Raw genomic sequence first — 23,515 nt, 5'->3', positions numbered from 1 at the left:
ATCGGAAAGGCGTTCTCTTTCGTGACTCCCCAGGACACTGCCGTCGGCGATTCCGGCGACTCCTCCCGCTCCGACTCCCGCACCGGCGTCAAGGCTCTCTCCGCCCTTACGCGCCGCACGATCCTCGCCGGATCCGTCGCCGGCGCGGGCGCCCTCGCCTTCGCGACTCCGGCCCTCGCAGCCGGCGACCTCACTGCGGTGCCCCGGCTGCCCGGCGAGGTCTCGCGCCTGTCCACCGCTACGTCGAAGACGGGCGGGAAGCGCTACAAGATCATCGACGTCGTCGTCGCGGGGGACCGGGCGCGGCTGTTCGTGCCGCACGCGACGCCTCCGTCGCAGACCAGGGGCGCGTCGATGCTCTGGTACTACCACGCCCGCAACGGCACCCACACGGCGCTCTCGAGCGCCTTCGCCTACTCCGCCGACCTCGCCGTCGACCGCGGCATCGTCAGCATCTGCCCGACCTACGGCGGCAGCATCTGGTCGAGCCCGCGAGCGATCGAGATCCAGGCCGCGATCGCCGCCTGGGCCTCGTCGGTGTGGCGGATCGACGCGAGCCTCCTGCGCTCCGATTCCGGGGGCGGACCGCTCCTGGCCTGGGCCTACGGGAAGCGGATGGTGCCGAACATCCGGGGCGCGTACCTCTGCAGCAGCTCCTACGACATGGAGGAGCGGGCGGCGAGCGAGCCGGACAAGATCGGCCCCGAGTACGCGGACGCCGCGGCGATCATCGCCACCAATCCCGCGCGACTGCCCGCGTCGGTGTGGCGCGGCGCACGGCTGAGGATCACCGGATCGCCCGACGACGTCATGGTTCCGCTCGCCCTGCACGGCGCCGCTCTGCACGCCGCGGCCCTGCCCCTGGCGAAGGAGGCGACGATCCGCACCCACCCGGGGGAGGGCGCCGACGGCCACAAGGTCCCGAGCTTCACCAACAGGGAGATGATCGACACCTTCCAGCGCTGGATCGTCGAGGGCCCCGTGCCGCAGACGGAGCCCGCGCCCGAGACCCCGCCCGTGTCCACGCTGCCCGGCGCGGGCACCTACGAGAACGGCGCCGCGCAGATCGTCACCACCGGCACCTGGACGACGCTGAAGGCCACGGCGGACAGCGGCGGGAGCATCGCCTACTCCACCAGCTCCGGCGCCTCCGCGACGCTCGCCTTCACCGGCACGAGCATCGCCTGGGTCAGCCGCCTCACGTCGTCCTCCGGGATCAACGACGTCGAGCTCGACGGAGTGAAGGTCGCGTCCGTCGACCGCTACAGCGCGGCCACCCGCTCGAAGCAGACCGTGTGGAGCAGCGGACAGCTCACCGCGGGACCGCACACGCTGACGATCCGCCGGGGGAGCAGCCGCAACCCGGCCTCGACGGGAAGCAACCTGCTGCTCGACTCCTTCGTGGTCGGGGACGCGACGCCTCCGCCGGCGACGACGCTCCCCGGTGCGGGCACCTACGAGAACGGCGCCGCCCCGATCGTCACGACCGGCACCTGGTCGACGCTGAAGGCGAGCACGGACAGCGGCGGCAGCATCGCGTACTCGACCACGGCGGGCGCCTCCGCCACCCTCGCCTTCACGGGTACCAGCGTGAGCTGGATCAGCCGCCTCACCGGCTCGTCCGGCACCAACGACGTCGAGCTCGACGGCGCGAAGGTCGCGTCCGTCGACCGCTACAGCGCCGCGACGCGGTCGAAGCAGACGGTCTGGAGCAGCGGACAGCTCGCGGCCGGGCCGCACACGGTGACGATCCGCCGCGGGAGCGGGCGCAACCCGGCCTCGAGCGGCACCAACCTGATCCTCGACGCGTTCGTCGTCGGCGACGCCGCTCCGGTCCCCGCGGTCACCGTGCCCTCGCCGATCGCAGAGTGGTCCTTCGCCGAGAGCGCCGCCCCCTTCGCCTCGGCCGTCGCGGGCGCTCCGGCGCTGCAGCAGGGTGCCGGCTCCTCCGCCCGTGCCGTCGCCACGCCGTTCGGCACCGGTGTCGCCCTGAACGGGACGACCGATCACCTCCTCGTGCCCAAGGGCGAGGTCGGCCCCCTCAACCTGGGCGCCTCGACCGGCCAGGTGACGATCGCCGCCTGGGTGCTCAACTCCGACCCGGACGGCGCCTGCATCGCGGGCGTCTGGGAGGAGTCGACGGTCGGGCCGCTGCGCTCCTACGCGCTGTTCAACAACCTCCCCGAGTACGGCGGCTGGGAGCGCGTGTGCATGCACGTCTCGAAGCTCGGCGGGCCGACGCCCGGCTACCCGTACTCGCGCGACTACTCGGTGGAGCCCCGCCGGATCACGCGCGGGGTGTGGCAGCTGCACGTCGGGACGTACGACGGCGGTGTCGCTGTCTCCTACCTCGACGGCTCCGCCACCGCATACCCGGTCTACACCGACAAGCTCGGCGCGACCTACGCCAAGAACCCGTATGTCTACCCCGACGGCCTCAACGCGGCTCCGGGCGACTTCGTGGTCGGAGCTGTCGGCCGGGACGGCACGATGATCAACCGCTTCGCCGGCTCCCTCGCCCGGTTGCGGGTGTGGGACCGGGCGCTGACCGCGGAGCAGGTGAAGCAGCTCTACTCGGCCGAGAAGGGCGCTCTCGGCTGATGACCCGGGGGCGGTGACACGAGTCTGGGAAGCGGCTGATCCGCTTATCGGACAGAGCCGCGTGATCGATATCGCGGCTCCCTCTTCCGGGGGTGATTGCACTGGGCGGCCATCGCCGCTTCCGTGGCCGGATCGCGATCGTCGCGTCGTTCTCGGCCGCCTTTCTCCGGAGCCGGGAAGTCCGGCGCCTTTCTCTCAAAAAGGCGCCGGATCCGGGCCGGAATCACGTGGACGTGCATGTCCGGAGAGACGATCGGCGAGGACTTCCCTCCGATGACGGAGCCGCCCTGTCCCAGATCTCAGAGCGCGACTCCGCGCCAGATGCGCACCGGCGCGACCACCTCCCAGCCGAGGGCGAGGTAGAGGGCGCGGCCGTCGGTGCTCGCGACGAGCAGACCGCTCCGTGCACCTTCGGCCCGGCCCCAGGCGGTGAGGGCGTCGACGACCTGCCGTCCCAGCCCGCGTCGGCGGAACCGCGCGTCGGTCTCGATCCGGTCCAGGACCGCGACCGTCCCGTGCACGGCGGCGCTGCCGCGGGCGGCGACGACCCCGTCGACCAGCAGCCGGACGCTCGCCACTGCGTCCGCGGCCTCGAGCACGGCGCCCTCGACGGTGCGGCCCGGGCCGAGGAGCGCCGCCATCAGGCTCTCGTCGCCCGCGACGAGCTCGAGCCCTGCCAGGGGAGCGAGGCGGGCGTCGTCGCCCTCGCCCACGACCGTCAGCCACTCCTCGGGCCCGGCCGTCCGCTCGGCGCCCCGCTGCAGCACGGAGGGCGACGGATCGACCAGGATCCGCTCCCTCCTGCGCGACTCCGCTCCGACCTCGACCAGCCAGGCCCCGTCGTCGCGGACGCGCTGCACGCCGCGCGCGCGGCACCAGCCCTCGATCCAGTCGTCCACCCGCTCCGTCGTCGTGATCACGCCCCGAGAGTAGCCGCGACCGGACAGGCCCGGGCGGGTGCCGTGCACCCGGCGCCGGCCCGGCAGGTGAGCAGCGCCGCCCGCGAGCTGCTCGGCCTTGCGGAGCGGGAGCCGCTGCGCCTGCGCGCGCGGATGCCGACCCTGATGGTCCCGCGCTCGGTCGTGGACGAGGTGCCCGACCCGCCCCCGGTGCCGCCCGCCGCGCTCCGACCCGACGGCGCTCGTACACTCGGACGATGCGACACGGCATCGTCATCCTCCCGCAGGACCCGTGGGCCGAGGCCCGCCGGAAGTGGCAGTCGGCCGAGGGCCTGGGCTTCGACCACGCGTGGACCTACGACCACCTCTCCTGGCGCTCCCTCGCCGACGAGCCGTGGCACGCCACCGTCCCCACCCTCACCGCTGCCGCGATGGTGACCGGCACGCTCCGCCTGGGCACATTCGTCGCCTCCCCGAACTTCCGTCACCCGGTGCCGTTCGCCAAGGAGATCGCGACCCTGGACGAGATCTCGGGCGGTCGGACGATCCTCGGGGTCGGCTCGGGCGGCACCGGCTTCGACGCGCGCGTGCTGGGGCAGCCCGAGTACTCGCCCCGGCAGCGGCACGAGCGCTTCGCCGAGTTCGTCTCGGCCCTCGACGCGCTCCTGCGCTTCGAGGAGCCCGGCTCGGGCGGCGTGGACGTCGAGGGGGAGTGGTTCACCGCTCGCTCGGCGCGCATGGTGGGCGAGCCCGCGCAGCGACCCCGCGTCCCGTTCGTCCTCGCCGCGAACGGGCCGAAGGGCCTCGCGCTCGTCGCGGAGCGCGGGCAGGGCTGGGTCACCACCGGCCCGGACGGGGTGTCGAGCGAGGAGTGGTGGCGGGCGGTGGCGACCCTCTCCCGGCGGCTCGACACAGCGCTCGAGGCGGCCGGGCGCGACCCGCGGACCGTCGAGCGCCACCTCTCGCTCGACTCCGGGAGCGACTACTCCCTCGAGAGCGTCGCCCGCTTCGAGGACATGGCCGGCCGCGCGGAGGAGCTCGGCTTCACGGACGTGATCGCGCACTGGCCGCGGCGCGGCGGGGTCTACGCGGGCGACGACGAGGTCCTCTACGAGGTCGCCTCGCGCTTCTGACCGGGCCTCAGGCGCCTCCGAGCGGGCCTCGGACTCGTCGGCCGGTCCTCAGACCGCCCGGGCGCTCCCGCGGTCGACGAGACGCGCGGGCAGGAGGCGGATCGACGGCTCCTCGCCGAAGGACGGCTGCTCGATCCGCTCGACGAGCGTGTCGACCAGGTGCGCGCCGAGCTCGGCGGCACCCGTCTCGACGTAGCTGTAGGGGAGCGAGAAGTCGCGGGCGAACTCGGCCGAGTACAGGCTCACGACGGACAGCTGCTCGGGCACGGCGACAGCGCGTCGGCCGAGGATCGCGGGGAGCATCGCGATCGTGCGGTCGCTGTGGACGACCAGCGCCGTGAGGCCGGGGTGGTCGTCGAGGAACGCCGAGACCATCGGCTCGACGGCGTCGGCGGCGGTGGCGGCCGGGCGCAGCACCAGCTCGATCCCGAGCCGGTCGGCGGTCTCGAGAGCCGACTCCCGGAACCGGAGCCCGTAGGTCCCTCCGCGGTCGAAGACGCGCTCGGGAGGGGTGAGGAGACCGACGCTCCGATGCCCGAGGTCACCCAGGTGCTCGATCAGCAGGCGGGCCGCGTCGCCGAAGTCGAGGTCGAAGACGTCCACCCCGGAGGCGTCCGCGGGCACGCCGAGGGCGGCACCGGGCCGCTGCGACGCGCGCAGGACCGGCAGCCGGTCGTCGTCGTCCGCGACGCTCAGGAGGATCAGTCCGTCGACCTGGCCGGAGCGCGTGAGCCGGCGGACGGCGGCGGCCCCGTCGGCCTCGGTGGCCAGCAGCACGTCGTAGCCGAGCTCGCGGGCGCGGGCCGTGATGGGGAGCACGTACTCGACCATCGCGGGCGCGAACTCGTCCGGATCGAAGTGGACGAGCAGGCCCAGCGCCATGGTGCGGCGCGTGGCGAGCGCTCGTGCTCCGGCGTTGACCGTGAAGTCGAGCTCGGCGATCGCGTCCTCGATCCGCTTGCGCGTCTCGGGGGAGATGCTGCGCTTGCCGGAGAGGACGTACGACACCGTGCTGCGCGAGACCCCTGCCGCTTTCGCGACGTCTCCGATCGTGGCCATCTCCACCCCCGCTCGAACCGTGTCGAGAGTGGCAGTGCCGCGCGGCGCACGCAACTCGGGCGCCGACGTGGCCGGGCGCACGAGGTGCCCGGCCGCGTCGGCTGCGCTCTGGACGGGATCAGCCGCAGCGCCCTGCGCTGTAGGCCGGCGTCGCGGATCCGCTCGCCGCATCGCCGTCGACCGTCCCTGCGATCCGCACGTCGAGAGCGCCGGCTCCGACGCTCGCCGCGCGGGTGCTGAACGCGGCCGACACCGTCCTGCCGGGGGCGACCCCGGTGAAGGTCTTCGTGCCCCAGGCCGAGCTGATCGTGACGTCAGCGGCGACCGCGCTGGTGTTGGTCGCCGTCCCGGTGATCGTGACCTTCCCCGCCGTGCAGCGCGAGGCCGCCGTGCCGGTCACCGTCAGGCCCGCGGTCCGCCCGACGAAGGGCGTGACCGAGATCCTGTCGATGTTCGGCGCATACTGCGAGGTGAGCAGGACGCCGGGGAACGTGTCGGAGAGGTAGGTCGTCCCGTCGAAGCCCGGGAGCTCCTTCGAGGTGATCGCGATGGTGTTCGAGCCCTTCCTGAGCGTGACCGGCACGCTCAGGTCCCACAGCTGGTTCTGGTGGAACGTGTGCGGGAAGAGGACGCGCTGCGTCACTCCGTTGACCGTGATGTCCGCGTGGCGGGCGAGCGGATCGGGGTTGTAGTGCGTCGCGGGGGACTGCTCCTCGTTGGAGTAGCGCAGCGTGAGCGCATAGGTCCCGTCCTGCTCGGCCCTCACGTCGCCGAAGGTCAGGGTCGAGTCGCCGTCGCGTCCGCCGCCGATGCTCCCGACTGCCTTGCCTCCCGAGGCGAAGGACAGGTCGCGGACCGTGGCGGGGCCGGTGATGGTGGCCGCCTCCGCCTCGTAGCTCGTCGTCCCGGGCGGGTTCGCGCTCGCTCCGATGACGATCCGGTCGACGAGGAGGGTGCCGCTCGTGCCGACGACCTCGATCTTGTTCACGCCGCCCGAGAGGAAGACCTGACGGGTCGAGCTCGCGCCCACCGGCCCGACCTTCACGTCGTTGACGACGAGGTCGCCGGTGCCGCCGCCCAGGGTGTCCACCGTCACGGAGGACGGTGCGTCCTTCGCGGAGTAGCCCCAGACGGTGGTGGAGGCGCCGGTGGCGAGCTCCGCCGTGCCCGAGCCGGAGACGCCGGTGCGGGAGTAGTCGGCCGTCGCTCCGTTGTCGAGCGTGCCGGTCTCGGCCTCGTGGATCGAGGTCGCGGCGGCCGCGCTGGGGAGGGAGAGCTCGATCTTGTCGACGATCGCGTCACCCACGGTGGACTTCGTGCCGGCGAGGTTCTTCGCGGCGAGCGAGATCGTGTGGGTGCCGGCGGTCAGCGTCACCTTCGTGTCCGCGTGGTCCCAGACCACGAACTTGTAGGCCAGCGGAAGCAGGATCTCCTGCTCCGCGGCTCCGTCGACGCTCAGGAAGGCGTTGATCGGACCCTGCTGGGCGTTGGCGGCATAGGTGTTGAGGGAGTTGGCGAACACGCTGAGGTCGTACTCGCCGCCCTGAGGGACGGTGACCGCGAAGTCCAGCTTCAGGTCGCCGCCGGTGCGGATCCCGCCCACGTTGCGTCCACCCGAGGTGTAGAAGCCGCCGACGTTGGTCGGTGAGCCCTCGGGTCCGTTGAGGTTCCGCGATCCGGTGTAGCGGGCGTCCTCGGCCTCGTACTTCTGGCGGAAGTCGACGGGCGAGGCGGACGGCGACGACGCGTTCGCGCCCGGGGTCAGGACGACCTCGTAGGCCGAGTCGACGTCGAGCGCGGGGAGGGAGCCGCCGAAGTCGAGCGAGAGCCCGCCGTTCACCACGGACGCGTCGAACTCCTTCACCGTCTGCGGGGCTCCCGAGTCGCCGACCTGGCCGGTCCAGCGGATCTCACTCACCTCCACGTGGACCTTCGAGCCGAAGACGGCGGCCGGAACGCGCTCGAACGCGACCTTCTGCGAGCCGCCGACGCCTCCGAAGAGGGCTCTCGCCTGCGCGGCCTCGGTGTCGAGGGTGGCGACGCCCTGGAGGGTGTAGCTCTGGCCGGGCTTGGGCGGGGTGACCGCGACGGTGTCGCCGGTCATCGAGGCGTAGGCGTTCAGGAGCCACCACTGGCCGTTGGCGCGGTTGGCCTGCACCGCGGAGTCGGAGAGGTTGCCGTCGATGTTCCAGTAGGCGATGTCGCCGTCGACCTTCTTGTCCTCGAGCGCGCTGATCCACTGGACCATCTGGCCGGGCACGGAGGTGTGGTAGTTGAAGGCGTACTCGTTGAGGTTCACCGGCAGGTGCTTCCCGGCGTAGGACGTGCCCGCGTACAGCTCGTCCTCCCAGGCCCGGAAGCGGTCGACGTTGGTGCGGATCTCGCCCGGAGCGCTCAGCTCGTGCCAGGTCATCACGTCGGGGACGGTGTTCTGCTCGAGCGTGTGGGTCATGAATCCGCGGACCTGGTCGTAGAGGACGCTGGTGTTCGGTCCCGCGATGCGCGCATCGGGCATCCTGTCGCGGATCAGCGCGTACGTGCTGTCCCAGGCCGCGAAGAACGCGGTCGGGTCCTCCAGCCAGCTCTTCCCGTCGTAGCTCCACGTCCCGTTGCCGAACATGTTGCCCTCGGGCTCGTTGAAAGGCACGAACACGATGTTGTCCTGGTACTCCTCGGGGAGCGCGAGCACCTGGTCGACCTGCGTGGCGATCTTCGCCTGGTAGTCGGCCAGCTTCTCCTGGGGCGTGCTGCCCGGCCACTCGTAGGGGAAGCCGCGGTAGATGTCGGTCATGTAGATGTAGGTGTCGCCGTCCGAGGTGTCGGCGACGGCCTTCGCGACGCTGAGCGCGTCGGCGCCCGGGTGCTGCGGCCCGTCCTGCGCCTTGGTCGAGACCGTGCGCAGGTCGATCCCCTCGAGGAGGTTGTCGGAGGGCAGGCCCTCGCCGTAGACCCCGTAGAGGGTGCCGGACGCGCCGCCCATGAACTCCCCGGTGCTCGTGCCGAGGTCGATGGTCATCTCGTCGAGGGCGCGTACCGTGACGGTCGCCGTGACCGCGGTGCCGAGGCCGGTGACGGTGCCCTTCACGGTGAAGGTGCCGCGGGTCGCGTAGGCGGAGGCGGGGACGCTCTCCCAGGTGACCGGGGCGTCGCGGTCCACGCCGTCGGAGTAGGTGGCGGGGACCCCCGGCAGCGCCGGCGCGACGCCGATGCCGGTGGTGACCGCGACGCTCGTGGAGAGCACGCCGGTGACGGCGGGCGCGGCGTCGCCCGCCAGACCGCGGACCTGAGCGGCGGTCAGGGCGCGGTCGTAGACGCGGAAGTCGTCGATCGCTCCGTCGAAGTAGGGGTGCACGTCCCAGAGCGCCCGGCCGATGTTGCCGCTCTTCGAGGCGGAGGCGGAGTAGAGCTGCTTCGCGAGGTCGACGGAGGCAGGGGCCGTCCCGACCTGCAGACCGTTGAGGTACAGGGTCACGGTCGTGCCGTCCATCGTCGCGGTGACGTTGACCCACTGGTCCTTCTGCAGCGGCGACGAGCTGGAGACGCCGGTCTCGCCGCCGTCCTTCAGCTGCTTGATGATCGCGCGGGCGCTGCCGCCGTCGAACGACGGAGCGAAGGCCGACGCGGCGTCGGGGCTGATGCCCAGGCACCAGAGCCACTGGAAGCCTCCGGTGCCGGACCACGTCGTCCAGGCGGAGACGGTGGTCTGCGTCACGCCCTGGAAGAGCCCGTTCGGCACGGTCAGGTAGGGCGCCGAGGTCGAGTCGGCCGCGCCTCCGGGAAGGTCGATCGCCGTCGTGCCGGCCTTCCGACCCGCGACGTAGGCCGCTCTCGCGCTGTTGACGACGGTGCCGTCGAGCTTCTTGGACGAGAGGTCGGCGACCGTGGAGCCGGACACCTGCCCCTGCTCGAAGTCGTACTGGAGGATGAGCGCGTCGGCGGGGACGGAGGTGTCGGCCGCGGAGGCGGACTCGGCGCTCGGGAGAGCGACGGCGAGGGCGGCGAGTGTCGCGGCACTCAGCGCGAGGGCGAGGGAGCGGGTACCCCGCCTCGGGGAGGACATCGTTGTCACGCTGGTCACTTTCTGTGGGGACAGCCGGCCGGACGACGGCGGGCGTCGGTCCGGGGTCGGAGCAACAGTGCTTCGAACCGGTTCGACGAATCTAGGTTCCCGCGCCCGCGATACGCAAGAGGACCTGAGAAGTTCCTCGTCCGGCTCGCAGGCCCCTCCGCACAGGATCGCGAGCTCTCGAGGGCTCGGGTCTCAGGCAGGCCGCCCGGCCGGAGGGGTCGGTGCCGCGTGCGGGAGGATGAGGGCATGACGCTTCCTCGGCCGACGCTCCTCTCCCCGCCGCTTCAGGACCGGCTGGCCCGGTGGTTCGACGAGGAGGCGCCGCCGGCCCCCTCGCTGAGCTGGGCCCTGTTCGACCGCACCGGGCTGCTCGTCCACCACGGCCTCGGCGAGCACCGCCTCGACGGCGCCGCTCCCGGACCCGGGACCGTGCACCGCATCGCCTCGATGTCGAAGAGCTTCGAGGCGGCGGCGGTGCTGATCCTGCGCGACCGCGGGCTGCTCCACCTCGACGACCGGATCGCCGACCACGTGCCGGAGTTCGCCGACCCGGTCGACTCCGCGGGCCGGACGCTGCCCGTGACGATCCGGATGCTCCTCAGCAACTGCTCGGGGCTCCCGGAGGACAACGGCTGGGCCGACGACGTCATGGCGCTGACGCGGGAGGAGTTCCTCGAGGTCGTCGGCCGCGGGCTGGCCTTCACGGAGCGTCCGGGTGAGGTCTACCAGTACTCCAACATCGGCTTCTGGCTGCTGGGCGTGCTCGTTGAGAACGTGACCGGAGAGGACTTCCCCTCCTTCGCGTCGCACACGATCCTCGAGCCGCTCGGTCTCCGCGACACCCGCTACGACAGCGCCGACTACCCCGACGGCACCGACCTGGCGCGCGGCTTCAGCACCTTCGACGACGGAGCGACCTGGGAGCCCCGCCCCGTCACCGGCACCGGAGCGGGTGCCTGCGCAGCGAGCATGTTCAGCACCGTCGGCGACATCGCCCGCTGGAGCGGCTGGCTCTCCTCCGCGTTCGAGGGCGCGGACGGCGCGGACGACGACGCGGTGCTGAGCCGCGCCTCCCGTCGCGAGATGCAGCACGGCTGGACGCCGGTTCCCGCGCTGAGCCCTCGCGCCGTCGAGAGCACGCTCGACGGGTCCGCCTACGGGTTCGGCCTCGTCGTCGAGCACGACGTCCGCTTCGGCGGGATCGCCCATCACTCCGGCGGCCTGCCGGGCTGGTCCTCGAACATGCGCTGGCACCTCGAGTCGGGCCTGGGGGCCGTGGTCTTCGCGACCGCGAACGGGGCGAAGCTCGCCGCCGCCGCGACGGGACTGCTCCGCGCGGCCCTCGAGGACACCGCTCCGCCTGCGCGGACCATCACGCTCCTCCCGTCGACCCTCGCCGCGGCCGCCGCCGTCGAGGCCGCGATCGTCGCCGGCGACCTCACCCGGGCGGGGGAGCCGGGCAGCGGAGCCCTGTTCAGCCCCAACCTGCTGAGCGACGTGCCGGCCGACGTGCGCGCCCGCCGCCTCGCCGCGGCGATCGCCGAGATCGGCGGACTCGCCGAGGACCCGACCGCGCGGCCGCTGCGCGAGCGGCTGCTCTGGAGCGCCTCCGCGGCTCAGGCGGCCTTCCTCCTGCCGGGCCGCGACGGGGAGATCGAGTGCCGGGTCGAGACCACGCCGACCGTCCCGGCGCTGATCCAGCGCCTCGAGATCGTCGTGCGCGAGGCGCAGACGGCCCCCCTCCCGGTCGTCCGCTACTACCGCCCGCAGGCCGGCTAGCGGCCGGGGACGGGGCGCGGGCGCTCCGGACCTCGACGCTCCCGGCGCCCTGAACGGCGGGCGGGCCTCGAGGGACCGCCCACCGTCGCGCTCCCGCGGTCAGCGGATCGTCGTGCTCGCCGTGTCCGCGTTGCTGCGGACGGACGGGTCGGGGGTCTTCGTCGAGAACGCCGCCGCCAGCGCGGTCGCCGTGCCCGAGACGGTCGCCCTCACCGTGATCTTCTCCGACACGGTCCGCCCGTCCGCCAGGCCGGCTCGCTGGAACACCACGACGTTCCCGACCCTGGTGTACGAGCCGGTCGCCGACACGAACTGCACGCCCGCGGGCAGGACGACCTGCGAGAAGACCGACGCCGAGGCGGCCCGACCGGCGTTCGTCGTGATGAGGGTGTAGGTAAGAGTCCTCCCCTTCACCGCCGAGGCCGGCGCGGAGAGGTCGACGCGCAGATCGGCCTTCGTCGCGACCTGCTTCGGCGAGACCGTCAGCGTGCTCGTCGCCCGCGCCGTGCCCACCGAGTTCGCGGCCTGGATGCTGAAGGTGGTGGTCCCGGCCGTGGTCGGCGTCCCGGAGAGGCGCCCGGTCGCGTCGAGGGTGAGTCCGGCGGGCAGGGCGCCGGAGACCAGGGAGACCGACGGAGCGGGCGTGCCGCTCACCGCGTAGTGGAAGTCGTAGGCCGAGCCGACGACGCCCGCCGCGACCGTCCCGGAGAGGGTCGGCGCGCCCGTCGGCGCCGTGACCGTGACGGTGCTGGTGGTCTCGGCGCCGGCGGTGTCGGTACGGGCTGCCAGCGTGAACATGAAGGTGCCCGGCGTGGACGGAGTCCCGGACAGGCGCCCGGCCGGGGTGAGGGTGAGGCCGGGCGGGAGCGCACCGGCGGAGACGGCCACCGACGGCACGGGGAAGCCCGAGACGGTGTAGCCGAAGTCGTAGGGGGTGCCGACGACGCCCGCTCCGGGAGTGCCCGAGATCGCCGGTGCAGCGGCGGCGGGGGAGACGACCACGGTGCTGGTGGTCTCCGCGCTCCCGGCGGCGCTCGAGGCCCGCAGGGTGAAGGTGGAGCGGCCGGCTGTGGTGGGCGTCCCGGTCAGTCCGCCTCGATCACCGAGACTCAGGCCGGCGGGGAGCCGGCCGGAGACGAGCGAGACCGTCGGCGCGGGGGTGCCCGTCACGCTGTAGTCGAAGTCGTACGGGGCGCCCACCGTCGCGGCGGGCGGGTCGCCCGTCAGCGTCGGCGCGACCGTCGTCTCCGACACGGCGAACGTGTGCGAGGCCCCGACGGTGGCGCCGAAGGGGTTCCGGGCGGAGACGGCGAAGGTGGACGTCCCCTTGGTCGTCGGCGTGCCGGTGAGCAGGCCGGACGCGCTGAGGGTCAGGCCGTCGGGGAGGGAGCCGGAGGCGACCGCGAACGAGGCCGGGTTGTCGGCCGCGAAGGTGTACGACGCGGCGGCACCGAGCGATCCGGACGCGGGGGGAGCGTCCGCCGTCAGAACGGGACGCGGCCCCCGGGCGAGGACGTGATCGGGCCCGGCCGCGAGAGCGGTCGTGCCGGCGAGGCCGGCGGGGAACTGCAGCTGCCCGGCCGAGCTCCGTCCCCAGCCCACGACCGTGCCGTCGCCCTTCAGCGCGAGGCTGTAGTCGGACGCGGCGGCGATCGCCACGACTCCGGACAGCCCGGCCGGCACCGTGGTCTGGCCGTAGTCGACGACGACCGAGTCGGAGCTCGCACCCCAGGCGACGACGGTGCCGTCCTCCTTCAGCGCGAGGCTGTGGGTCTCTCCCGCGGCGACGGCCACCACGCCCTCCAGTCCCGCGGGGACGTCGGTCTGCCCGTAGAGGTCCCAGCCCCAGGCGACCACCCTCCCGCTGGACACGGCGAGGCTGTGGCGCTGTCCCGCGGCGATGGCCGTGACGCCTCCGAGCCCGGCCGGGACCAGGCCCTCGCCCAGCCCGTTGCTGCCCCACGCGGTCACGGTGCCGTCGCCTCCGAGCGCGAGGCTGTTGTCCCGGGACGACGAGATCGCGACGATCCCGGTCAGCGCGGCGCTCCTCGAGACCTGCCCGTCGCCGTCGTACCCCCAGGAGACGACAGTCCCGTCGCTCTTCAGGGCGTGGCTGCTGTAGTCGCCGGCGGACACCGCGACGACCCCCGTGAGCCCGTCGGGGACGCTGGTCTGCCCGTACGATCCGCGGCCCCAGGCGACGACCCCGCCGTCGCCGTTCGCGGCGAGGCTGTGGGTCCGGCCCGCGGCGAGGGAGAGGACGTTCTCGACCCCGGCCGGCACCGTGGTCCTCCCGTCGGCGCTGCTTCCCCAGGCCGCCACCCCGAGGACCGGAGCGGACGCAGCGGCGACCGCCGCGAGAGGAACGGCGGCGCCGACGAGGAGCGCGACGGTCGCGGTCAGCCCGAGCAGGCCCCGCCGGAGCCGTCGCGCCGCCCCTGGATCCCGCGGCGGCGTCGTGCCGTCCTCGACGGCGGGCGGACGAGGGACGGTGCTGGAGCGCATGTGCTGCCTTCGATCGGGACGGCCCTCATCGGCCGTCCTCGAACCGTGACACGGCCGTCCCGCCGCTGACAATGTCCTCTAGCGGACCTGTCCGGAAGAGGGCGCCGAGGAGCGCCGCGGAGGGGATGCAGCCCCGGTCGCGCGGCAGACGAGCGCTCGGCGTCGAACGCCGCGGCGCTCGCCGGTGGTGCTCAGCGCTCCCTGAGGGACGCGGTCGCCTCCGGACCGCTCAGCGGGGTCGGAACGGGGACCCCGGCCCCTGCACGAACGGGGCGTCCGCCTGATCGAAGTCCCAGCGGCCCGCGGTGGACGGGCGGACGACCGGCGTCCTGGTGGGTGCGGGCGTCGCGGACGGCGCCGGTGCGGCGGCCAGCCCGGCGTGCCAGCGGAAGATCGCGTCGATGCCGTCCTGGTTCACCCACGACGGCGCGTTGTGACCGAGCGCGTGCGTCCGGACAGTCGCCTCCCGGGCCGTGGGCGTCGCCTTCGCCACGAGGGCGAGCCCGTGCAGAGCGGGCGGCACGCTCGGGTCGGGGTGAGCCGTGTCGGAGACCACCGCGCGGATGTTCGCGCCCGCCCAGCCGGAGGCGGGCAGCCGCTTCGGGTTGTGGGAGTCGATCTGAGCGGTGCTGCCGCCGAAGGCGCCGCCGATCGAGAAGCGTCCCCGCGCCGTGCGGTCGTGGGTGTCGCGGAGGTCGTAGACGCCGTTGACCAGGTAGACGCCGTTGATGCCGGGGAAGACCCGGGCGCCGTAGTCCTCGCACGCGAGCGCGCCGCCGGCCGACATCGCCCAGAGGTAGCTCGCGGCGATCGGGAACTGGCCGGAGAGGTAGGCGTAGCCGTTCCGCTGGTGCTTCTGCGCGGTGTCGTTGGTCCAGATCGTGCCGCCGAGGGTCTGGCAGATCGCGATGGCGCCCCGCTCGACGGCGAGCTCGGCCGGGTACTTGAACACACTGGACAGCGAGGTGTGGTCGGCCTGTGCGGAGTGGATGAACCAGATCACCGGGACCGCTGCCGCCTGCCGCGGCTTCACCGTCTGCGGCACGAAGACCCGGGCGAGGTCGCCCGCGATCGAGATGGTCAGGACGTCGTAGAGCACGCCCCGGTTCTTCGTCCTCACGTTGATCGTGCGGGTCTTCTCCCCGGGCAGGCCGGGCACGGGGGAGGCTGCGGCGGAGACCGCCGGGAACGCCGCCGCCCCCAGGGCGAGAGCACCCGTGAGGGCGCCGCCGACGACGGTGCGCCGCCGGAGGCCGGGAGCTCGGGAGGGGGGTCCTGCTGGATCGTCGGGGGACACGGGAGCTCCTCGTGCAGGGGCCGCGGGCCGACGAGGTCGGCGGAGCGGTCCGGGTCGGCGGGGTGTGCTCACAACGCTAGCCCGAGGACGGGCCGGACGATCCGTCGATGCGCGCCAGTCGCGGGACGACGGAGGGTCGACGACGCCGGGGCGGAACGGTCGGCGGTCCGGCGACCGCATCGGCGGTCGATCGCGACGCCGCCCCACCGCTGCCGGGCCCGTTCCTGATCGCCCGCCCCGCCGCTTCCGACTCTTTCGCCCCGTTCCGGAGCACTTCCCCGCACCGGTCTGGGCCCCCGGTGTGAAGGCTCCCAGGTTCCTCGCGCTCGTCCGCGGACCGGTGCCAGCGTGAAGGGACCGAGAAGCAGAAGGAGAAACGATCATGACTCTTCGACGAACTCTTGCCACCCTCGCCCTCACGGGCGCCATCGCCTCCGTCGGCGTCGTCGCCGTCGCGACGCCCGCCTCCGCGGCCGAGGTCGCGAACGGACAGTACGTGAACGCCTCGAACTACGCGTGCGGAGCCCAGGAGGTGGCCACCGGTGCCACCCTCGGACCCGAGGGCGTCCTGCGCCAGCGCGCTCTCGTCTTCCGCAACTGCGGGTCGAGCACGGTCGAGCGCAAGGCCGACATCATCGCCGACTTCGACGGCAGCTGCTACTCCGTCGCGCCGGGCAAGGCCCGGGTCCTCGACGCGCTGTTCGTGGCCGCCGGACGCAACACCTACCGCGCGTCCAAGGCCTGCTGAGGTCGCGTGCTCCGCCGGAGGGGCGGGTCGGGGGCATCCCCGGCCCGCCCCTCCGGCCGTCCGGAGCGACGACGCCGACCGGAACGACGACGCCGACCGGAACGACTGCCTCGTCCGGCCCGTCCTCCCGGTCGACCCGCCCGGGCCTCATTCCAGCACCGGCCCCAGCTCCGCCAGGACCTCCGCGACCCGGACCCGCGCCGTCGCATCGAGCCCGCGGACCGGACGCGGCAGGCAGCGCGCCTCGGCGAGACCGAGCTGCTCCGCCATCGCCGCGATCACGCGGTAGCTGCCGCCGTGCTCCGCGAAGAGGTCCCAGACGGGCTGCAGGCGCGCCGATCCCGCGATCGCCGCGGCTTCGTCGCCCGACTGCGCCGCCCGGGCGATCGACAGCGCCGTCCGCGGCAAGAGGCCGCCGACCACCGAGTACCAGGCGTCGCAGCCGCCGAGCAGCCCGCGCGCGCCGGCGGCGTCCCCCGAGACCCCGACAGTGACCCCCTCCGGCACCCGCGCCCGGATCTCGCGGACACGGGCCGCAGCCGCACCCGGCTCCCCCGGCACGCCGGGGATCTTGAGGGAGGCGACCTGCGGCAGCCGGGCGACGGCCCCGTAGAGGTCGTCGGAGAACGAGAAGCGCGTGGTCCCGGGGTTGTCGTACACGACCAGCGGCACCGAGAGCTGAGCCGTCACGTCCTCGTAGAGCCCGAGCACGTCCTCGTCCGTCAGCGGCTGGTAGCTGAGCGGCGCCAGGAGCACCGCGCTCGCCCCGGCGCTCTGCGCGTCCTCGGCGAGCGCCAGCACGTCCGAGGTGCGCAGCGCTCCGATCCCGACCACGACCGGCACCGGGCCGGCGCAGCTCACAGCGATCTCGGCGGCCCGGCGGCGCTCGCCGCGGTCCAGGTACGGAGCCGAGCCGGTCGAGCCCAGAGCGCCGATCGAGTCGACTCCCGCCCGCGCGAGCCGCTCGACGAGAGCGGCGAACGACGGCTCGTCGATGCTGTCGTCGCGCAGCGGTGTGAGGGGGAAGGCGCTGAGTCCGGTGAGCACGTCGGTCCGTTCGCTGGGGGCGGGAGGGGTCCGGCCAGTCTCCCCGGAGGCGGGGGCCCGGTCGAGGCCGGAACCACCGGGGGCCGGGGGACCAGCCGTCACTGCGCGTCGAGCACCACTCGGGAGTGGAGTCCGAGCCGGTCGAGGAACGCCTCGTCGTGGCTGACGACGACCAGGCCGCCCCGCCAGGCGGCGAGCACCTCGACGAGGTGGTCGGTCGTGACGAGATCGAGGTCGTTCGTCGGCTCGTCGAGCACGAGCAGCTGCGGAGCCGGCTGCGCCAGCACGAGCCCGGCGAGCGCGACGCGGAACCGCTCGCCGCCCGAGAGCGTCGCGATCCTCCGGTCGACCACGTCGCCGCGCACCAGGAGCCGCGCGAGGGCGTTCCGCAGCTCGACCGCCGGCAGATCCGGTGCGGCCCGCGCGACGTGCTCCCGCACGGTCGCCTCCTCGTCGAGGAGCCCCTCGCGGCGCTGGGGGAGCCAGCCGACCCGCTCCGTCAGCGCTCGGGCCGTGGTGCCGGCGAGCGGATGCTCCCGCGCGCCCGGAGCCCCGACGAGGTGCTCGAGCAGGGTCGTCTTCCCCGTCCCGTTCGCGCCGACCACGGCGATCCGCTCCGGACCCTGCAGCACCGTCGTCCGGCCCCGCACCGTCAGCTCCGCCAGACGGCGCCCGGCCGCGACCCCGGGGTCCGGCAGGTCGAGGCGGACCCGGTCGTCGTCCCGCACTGCTCGCGACGCGGCATCGACCTGCTCGCGCGCCCGCGCCTCGGCGGCGCCGTGCCCGGAGCGCAGCCGCCCCGCGGTCGCCTCGGCGCGGCCTCTCCGCGCGTTCGCGAGGATCGCCGGCATCGACTCCGCCGATCGCGCTCCCGCCCGCGCCCGTCGCGCGATGGTCGTCTCGGCCTCGATGCGCTGCCGGCGCTCGGCGCGGAGCAGCCGGTCGGCGTCGCGCAGATCGCGCTCCGCGGCCGCCTGCTCGAGGGCGAGCCGCTCCTCGAACGCCGAGAACGTCCCGCCGGAGGTGCGGACCGCCCCGTCGCGCAGCTCCGCGACCTCGTCGACGTGCTCGAGCAGCTCCCGGTCGTGGCTGACGAGCACGAGCGTTCCGCGCCACCGGTCGACGAGGTCGAGCAGCAGCCCCCGGGAGCGGCGGTCGAGGTCGTTCGTCGGCTCGTCGAGCACGGCGATCGGCCGGTCGCGCAGGCGGACGCCGGTCACCGCCGTGAGGACGGCCTGCCCTCCCGAGAGGGTCGCGACCGGGCGCAGCAGGTCCGCCTCCTCCAGGTCGAGACCGGCGTCGCCGAGGGCGGCGAGCGCCCGGGCCTCGAGGTCCCAGTCGTCCGCGAGCACCTCGAAGTGCCGCGGATCCGCGTCGCCGCGGAGGATCGCGTGCAACGCGTCGAGGCGCTGCCGGATCCCGAGGAGATCGGCGACGGTGTCGTCGGGCCCCCGCCGGAGCCGCTGGGGCAGCAGGTCGACGGGTCCCGTCGTCGAGACGCTCCCGGCGGTGGGGGAGAGGTCGCCCGTGACGAGGCGGACGAGCGTCGACTTGCCGGCGCCGTTCGCGCCGACGAGACCGGTGCGCCCGCGGCCGAACGCAGCGGTGACGCGGTCGAGGACGACGGAGCCGTCGGGCCAGGCGAACGTGCAGTCGTGGAGGACGACGGCGGGCGGGGTGGTGCGGGAGACGGAGGGCACGGTGCTCCAGGGGTCGGTGTCGGCGCACGACGACCACCGGGCTCCGAGGGAGCAGCGGCTCGCCCTTGAGGGGCGGGCACGGGGGACGTCAGTGCGAGAGCAGCTGCTGCGTCGTGGACGCAGTACCGGTGCTGGAGCGCAAGAGTCCGTCTTCCGTGCGGGGAGCCCCCGTGACCGCGAGCCGCTGGATCGGCCGGTGTGACGGCCGCACCGACGTCGCGGCTCGCGACGAGGTACCCGTCGACCGTACGTGCCCGCCGGACCCGCGCGCAACCGTGATCGCCTGCTCGTCCGCGTCCGGCGTCCGTCGTCGGCGCCCGCCGCACCGCTCGTCGCGGACTGCTCTCATTCCCCCGCGGGACGGCCGGATCGCCGGGGTGTGCACGCTGCTCCCCACCGGTCGAGGGAGCCGATGGCGGGCCCTCCCGACGCCGGGCCCTCACTACGCTGAGCCCATGGTGACCATTCGCGACGTCGCGGCCGATGCGGGGGTGGCCCGCAGCACGGTGTCCTACGTGCTCTCCGGCAACAAGAAGCTCCCGGAGGCGACCCGCCTGCGCGTGCTCGCGAGCGTGGAGCGGCTCGGCTACCGGCCCGACCCGATGGCGCGGGCCCTCGCGCTGCGGCGCACGAACATCCTCGGCTTCTTCGCCTCCGTCGATCCGGAGTCGCGGCAGACCGACGTCGACGTCTTCATGCGCTTCGTGCGGGCGGCGATGTACGCGGCCCGTGCCCGCGGCTTCGACCTGCTGATGATGGGAACCGGCGAGGGGGAGCTCTCGCGCGACGTCCTCGCCGATGCGCTCGTGGTGATGGACATCCGCCGGGACGACCCCCGGCTGCCGGTCCTCGCGAGCATCGGGCTGCCCACCGCCCTGGTCGGCTATCCGGGCGAGGGCAGCCCGTTCAGCGCGATCGACCTCGACTTCGACGGCGCGGCGCGGGTCGCGGTCGACCACCTCGCCGACCTCGGGCACGTGGAGATCGCGGTCCTCGGGATGGGCCCGGACGCCTACGAGAGCGGCTACGCCTTCGCACTGCGGTTCCGCGAGGGCTTCCTCGACCAGTGCCGCCTGCGCGGCGTGCGCGGTGCCGTCATCCCCAGCACCGACGACGTCGACGACTGGTTCGAGCAGGCTCAGGAGCAGCTCCCCGGCCTGAGCGCCGTGGTCACGCACGGGCCGGGCGTGCTCGAGCCGTTCCTGCAGCGCCTCAGCAGCCTGGGCCTGCGCGTCCCGGAGGACTGCTCGATCATGACCATCGCGCCGGAGGCGGTGATGCGGCACGCCGATCAGCCGGTCACCGTGGTGGACCTGCCCGGCGACGAGATGGTCTCGCGGGCGGTCGACCTGGTGCTCGACGAGCTCGCCGGCACCGCGACTCCGGGAGTGACGGAGCTGCTGCCCGCGGTCGTCGTGGACCTGGGCACCACCGCGCCCTTCTCGCCGGGCACGAGCCGGGGCGTCGTCCCCTCGTGGCGGCGGGCGCGCGGCTGACGAGGAGCCGGTCGTCCGTGACGCTCCGACGTCGACCGGAGAACCGGTTCTCCGGAATCTATTGAACCGGTTCTCCAACTCGGTTAGGCTCGCCACGACTTCCGGACGGACCGCCTCAGCGGGCGCCTCCGGAGGGTCTTCCCGGCGCGAGCGCTCCGCTCGTTCCGACCGTATTCAGAGAGGAATACCGTGAAGAACAGCATCCGACGGGCCGCAGGCGCCGCCTCCCTCGTCCTCATCGCCGGAGTCGCTCTGAGCGCGTGCAGCGCACAGGGAGCGGGCGACGACTCGTCGAAGTCGCTCACCCTCTGGGACAGCTTCACCCAGTACGACGCGTCCTCCCCCTACGGCCAGCTCCTGGCCGGCTGCGAGGCCTCGACCGGGATCACCCTCGAGCGCACCTCCGACCCCGACCTCACCACCAAGCTCCTGCAGTCGGCCGCGTCGAAGACCACGCCGAACCTGGTCGTCCTCGACAACCCCAACGTCGCGAAGTTCGCCGACACCGGCCTGCTCGTCGACAACGCCGCCTCCGGGCTCGACACCAGCGACGTCCTCCCGAACGTGCTCGCCGCCGGCCAGCTGGACGGGAAGACCTACGGCTCGTCGATCGGCTCGAACACCCTCGCGCTCTTCTACAACACGGCGCTCTTCGAGGCCGCCGGCGTCACTCCGCCGACGACCTGGGACGAGCTGACCACCGCCGCGAAGGCCCTCACCGCGGGCGACGTCACCGGTCTCGGCTTCTCCGCGATCGGCACCGAGGAGGGCACCTTCCAGTTCCTGCCCTTCTTCTGGGGCTCCGGCGCCACCCTCGAGGACATCTCCTCCGACGACGCCGTCTCGGCGCTCGCGCTCTGGACCGACCTGGTCAAGAGCGGATCGGCCTCGCAGGCGAACGTCAACGCCAACCAGCAGGACGTCCGCGACCAGTTCCTCGCGGGCAAGCTCGGGATGATGGTCAACGGCACCTGGCAGCTCTCCGCCCTCGACGAGGCGGGCATCGACTACGGCGTCGTGCCGATCCCGGCGAAGGACGGGGGAGCGGCCCCGAGCCCGCTCGGCGGCGAGTTCGTCGAGGTGGTCGCCTCCGACGCCGCGAAGCAGACCCTCGCGACGGAGTTCGCCCAGTGCGTCATCCAGCCCGACAGCCTGAAGGCGTGGGCGGCCGGCCAGTCGTACATCATGCCGTACGCCGATGCGGCCGCCGAGCAGGCGACAGAGGACCCCGCGCTCCAGCCGTGGGTCGAGGCCATCTCGGTCGCGCAGGGACGCACCAGCGACCTCGGCGTCGCCTACCCCGACACCTCGAAGGCGCTCTGGACCGCGATCCAGGAGTCGCTGACCGGCTCGAAGACGCCGCAGGCGGCCCTCGACGACGCCGCGGCGAGCCTGAAGTAGCGGCCGCATGACCGACCCCGCCGTGCTCACGGCGCCGGTCGCGGGCGGGGCGGCCACGCGGCCGCCCGCCCGCCGCCGACCCCGCTCCCACCTCCGCCTCGCCGCCGCCGCCTTCATGGCACCCGTGGTGATCTTCCTCGCCGTCTTCTTCGTCTACCCGATCATCCGCGGCGTCGTCCTCAGCCTCCAGGACTTCGGACCGTCGTCCTTCGTCACCGGGATCGCCCCCTTCGTCGGCTTCGACAACTACGTCACCGTCGTCACCGATCCGATCTTCGCGAGCATCGCGTGGCACACCGTGGTCTTCACGGTGGTCTCGCTGGTGGGGCAGTTCACGATCGGCATGGCGCTGGCGCTGTTCTTCAGCCGCCGGTTCCCGCTCTCGGCGACCTTCCGCTCCCTCATCCTGCTGCCGTGGCTCCTCCCGCTGATCGTCTCGGCGACGGCCTGGCGCTGGATCTTCGACCAGCAGTTCGGCATCCTGAACGCCGCGATCGGCACGCCGGTCGGCTGGCTGACCGATCCGTCCGTCTCACTGTGGGCGGTCATCATCGCGAACATCTGGCTGGGCATCCCGTTCAACATGGTGCTGCTGCACGGAGGCCTGCAGGGCATCCCCGAGAGCCTCTACGAGGCCGCGGCGCTGGACGGCGCCTCGCACTGGCGGTCCTTCTGGAGCATCACCTGGCCGCTGCTGCGACCGGTGACCTCCGTCACCCTCCTGCTCGGCCTCGTCTACACGATCAAGGTGTTCGACGTCATCTGGATCCTCACCAAGGGCGGTCCGGCCAACAGCTCGCACACCCTCGCGACCTGGGCCTACGAGCAGTCCTTCACCGACCTGCAGTTCGGAGTCGGAGCGGCGGCCGGCCAGATCCTCGTGATCGTCGCCCTCGTCTTCGGCGTGATCTACATCCGCGCCCAGCGCAAGGAGGACCTCGGATGAACCGGCACACCACAGGGCTGCGCCGCGGGATCGACGTGGTCATCGCGATCGTGCTCTGCGGCTTCCTCCTCTTCCCGCTCTACTGGATGGTCAACGTCTCGCTGACCAAGCCGCAGAACCTGATCCAGACCCCGCCGAGCCTGTTCCCCGGCGACCCGACCCTCGACGGGTACGTGCAGGCGTTCTCGACGCAGCTGCCGAACCTGATCACGAGCCTCGTGATCTCGATCGGCTGCGTGATCCTGACGCTGGCGATCGCCCTGCCCGCCGCCTTCGCGATGGCGAAGTTCCGGGTGCGGGGGACCGGCGTCGTGATGTTCGTGTTCCTGCTCGCCCAGATGATCCCCGGGATCGTCCTGGTCACCGCGCTGTTCGCGATCTACAACGCGCTGGGGCTGCTCAACACCTATCCGGGCCTCATCCTCGCCGACGCCACCGCCTCGGTGCCGTTCGCGGTGATCATCCTCCGGGCCTTCATGCTCGGCATCCCCGACGAGCTGATCGAGGCCGCTCGGATCGACGGCGCGAGCAACTGGCGCTCCTTCGTCTCGATCGTCATACCGCTGAGCCGGAACTCGATCGTGACCGCGGGCCTGTTCTCGTTCCTGTTCGCCTGGGCCGACTTCCTCAACGCGAACTCGCTCACCTCGGGCAACAGCATCGTGCCGTTCACCCTCGGCCTCTACCGCTACATCGGATCGACCACCACCAACTGGAACGGGATCATGGCGACCGCCGTGATCGCCTCCCTCCCGGCCGCCGTGCTGCTGATCGTGGCCCAGCGCTACGTCGCCGCCGGGGTCACCGCCGGCGCGGTCAAGGACTGAGCGCCGTG

At 73.0% G+C, this 23,515-nt stretch carries 15 protein-coding genes; 8 read left to right on the top strand and 7 right to left on the bottom strand.

What is annotated here, in order from left to right; all coding sequences use genetic code 11:
• Positions 1–21 precede the first annotated feature (21 nt).
• On the top strand, positions 22–2,601 hold the full coding sequence (locus tag GSU45_RS08155) for a LamG-like jellyroll fold domain-containing protein (RefSeq protein WP_159914136.1): 2,580 nt from the start codon (positions 22–24) through the stop codon (positions 2,599–2,601).
• 299 nt (positions 2,602–2,900) lie between these two features.
• Here the strand turns inward: GSU45_RS08155 and GSU45_RS17120 are convergent, their stop codons facing one another.
• Complete coding sequence (locus tag GSU45_RS17120; protein WP_208543513.1) at positions 2,901–3,521, bottom strand: GNAT family N-acetyltransferase; 621 nt, start codon at positions 3,519–3,521, stop codon at positions 2,901–2,903.
• Between the two features lie 236 nt (positions 3,522–3,757).
• On the opposite strand from GSU45_RS17120, the gene GSU45_RS08145 reads away from it, so the two are divergent.
• Positions 3,758–4,633, top strand: coding sequence for an LLM class flavin-dependent oxidoreductase (locus GSU45_RS08145; protein WP_159914134.1), 876 nt, complete (start codon positions 3,758–3,760; stop codon positions 4,631–4,633).
• Positions 4,634–4,681: 48 nt separating this feature from the next.
• Here GSU45_RS08145 and GSU45_RS08140 read toward each other — a convergent pair whose 3' ends face one another.
• Positions 4,682–5,692 (bottom strand): LacI family DNA-binding transcriptional regulator, encoded by a 1,011-nt coding sequence (locus GSU45_RS08140; protein ID WP_159914132.1) that lies wholly within the window; start codon positions 5,690–5,692, stop codon positions 4,682–4,684.
• 118 nt (positions 5,693–5,810) lie between these two features.
• Positions 5,811–9,752 (bottom strand): LamG-like jellyroll fold domain-containing protein, encoded by a 3,942-nt coding sequence (locus GSU45_RS08135; RefSeq protein ID WP_159914130.1) that lies wholly within the window; start codon positions 9,750–9,752, stop codon positions 5,811–5,813.
• A 255-nt stretch (positions 9,753–10,007) separates the two neighbouring features.
• Between GSU45_RS08135 and GSU45_RS08130 the strand changes: the two genes are divergently transcribed.
• Entirely contained in the window at positions 10,008–11,540 is a 1,533-nt protein-coding gene (locus GSU45_RS08130) for a serine hydrolase domain-containing protein (RefSeq protein ID WP_159914128.1), read from the top strand.
• A gap of 99 nt (positions 11,541–11,639) precedes the next feature.
• Here the strand turns inward: GSU45_RS08130 and GSU45_RS08125 are convergent, their stop codons facing one another.
• Together GSU45_RS08125 and GSU45_RS08120 are read right to left on the bottom strand one after the other, a co-directional pair.
• Positions 11,640–14,045 carry a putative Ig domain-containing protein gene (locus GSU45_RS08125; RefSeq protein ID WP_159914126.1) on the bottom strand — a complete coding sequence of 802 codons (2,406 nt, stop codon included), beginning with the start codon at positions 14,043–14,045 and terminating at the stop codon, positions 11,640–11,642.
• 229 nt (positions 14,046–14,274) lie between these two features.
• Positions 14,275–15,342 carry a hypothetical protein gene (locus GSU45_RS08120; protein ID WP_159914124.1) on the bottom strand — a complete coding sequence of 356 codons (1,068 nt, stop codon included), beginning with the start codon at positions 15,340–15,342 and terminating at the stop codon, positions 14,275–14,277.
• Positions 15,343–15,724: 382 nt separating this feature from the next.
• Between GSU45_RS08120 and GSU45_RS08115 the strand changes: the two genes are divergently transcribed.
• The gene (locus GSU45_RS08115) at positions 15,725–16,090 is read left to right on the top strand and encodes a hypothetical protein (RefSeq protein ID WP_159914122.1); all 366 of its coding nucleotides are present in this window, start codon (positions 15,725–15,727) and stop codon (positions 16,088–16,090) included.
• A gap of 147 nt (positions 16,091–16,237) precedes the next feature.
• Here the strand turns inward: GSU45_RS08115 and GSU45_RS08110 are convergent, their stop codons facing one another.
• Positions 16,238–17,137 carry a dihydrodipicolinate synthase family protein gene (locus GSU45_RS08110; RefSeq protein ID WP_159914120.1) on the bottom strand — a complete coding sequence of 300 codons (900 nt, stop codon included), beginning with the start codon at positions 17,135–17,137 and terminating at the stop codon, positions 16,238–16,240.
• A gap of 98 nt (positions 17,138–17,235) precedes the next feature.
• On the bottom strand, positions 17,236–18,837 hold the full coding sequence (locus GSU45_RS08105; protein ID WP_159914118.1) for an ATP-binding cassette domain-containing protein: 1,602 nt from the start codon (positions 18,835–18,837) through the stop codon (positions 17,236–17,238).
• Positions 18,838–19,292: 455 nt separating this feature from the next.
• On the opposite strand from GSU45_RS08105, the gene GSU45_RS08100 reads away from it, so the two are divergent.
• The 4 genes from GSU45_RS08100 (at position 19,293) to GSU45_RS08085 (ending at position 23,507) form a co-directional block, all read left to right on the top strand.
• The gene (locus GSU45_RS08100; RefSeq protein WP_159914116.1) at positions 19,293–20,333 is read left to right on the top strand and encodes a LacI family DNA-binding transcriptional regulator; all 1,041 of its coding nucleotides are present in this window, start codon (positions 19,293–19,295) and stop codon (positions 20,331–20,333) included.
• A gap of 189 nt (positions 20,334–20,522) precedes the next feature.
• Complete coding sequence (locus GSU45_RS08095; protein ID WP_159914114.1) at positions 20,523–21,734, top strand: extracellular solute-binding protein; 1,212 nt, start codon at positions 20,523–20,525, stop codon at positions 21,732–21,734.
• A 7-nt stretch (positions 21,735–21,741) separates the two neighbouring features.
• Positions 21,742–22,680 (top strand): sugar ABC transporter permease, encoded by a 939-nt coding sequence (locus GSU45_RS08090; RefSeq protein ID WP_159914112.1) that lies wholly within the window; start codon positions 21,742–21,744, stop codon positions 22,678–22,680.
• Entirely contained in the window at positions 22,677–23,507 is an 831-nt protein-coding gene (locus GSU45_RS08085) for a carbohydrate ABC transporter permease (RefSeq protein WP_104237443.1), read from the top strand. The genes GSU45_RS08090 and GSU45_RS08085 overlap by 4 nt, the downstream gene beginning before the upstream one ends.
• Positions 23,508–23,515 lie beyond the last annotated feature (8 nt).

This window comes from Rathayibacter sp. VKM Ac-2801 (genome assembly GCF_009834245.1).
Lineage (GTDB): Bacteria > Actinomycetota > Actinomycetes > Actinomycetales > Microbacteriaceae > Rathayibacter.
Note: the sequence above shows the minus strand (reverse complement) of the source record. Positions and strands in the feature narration are given on the sequence as shown.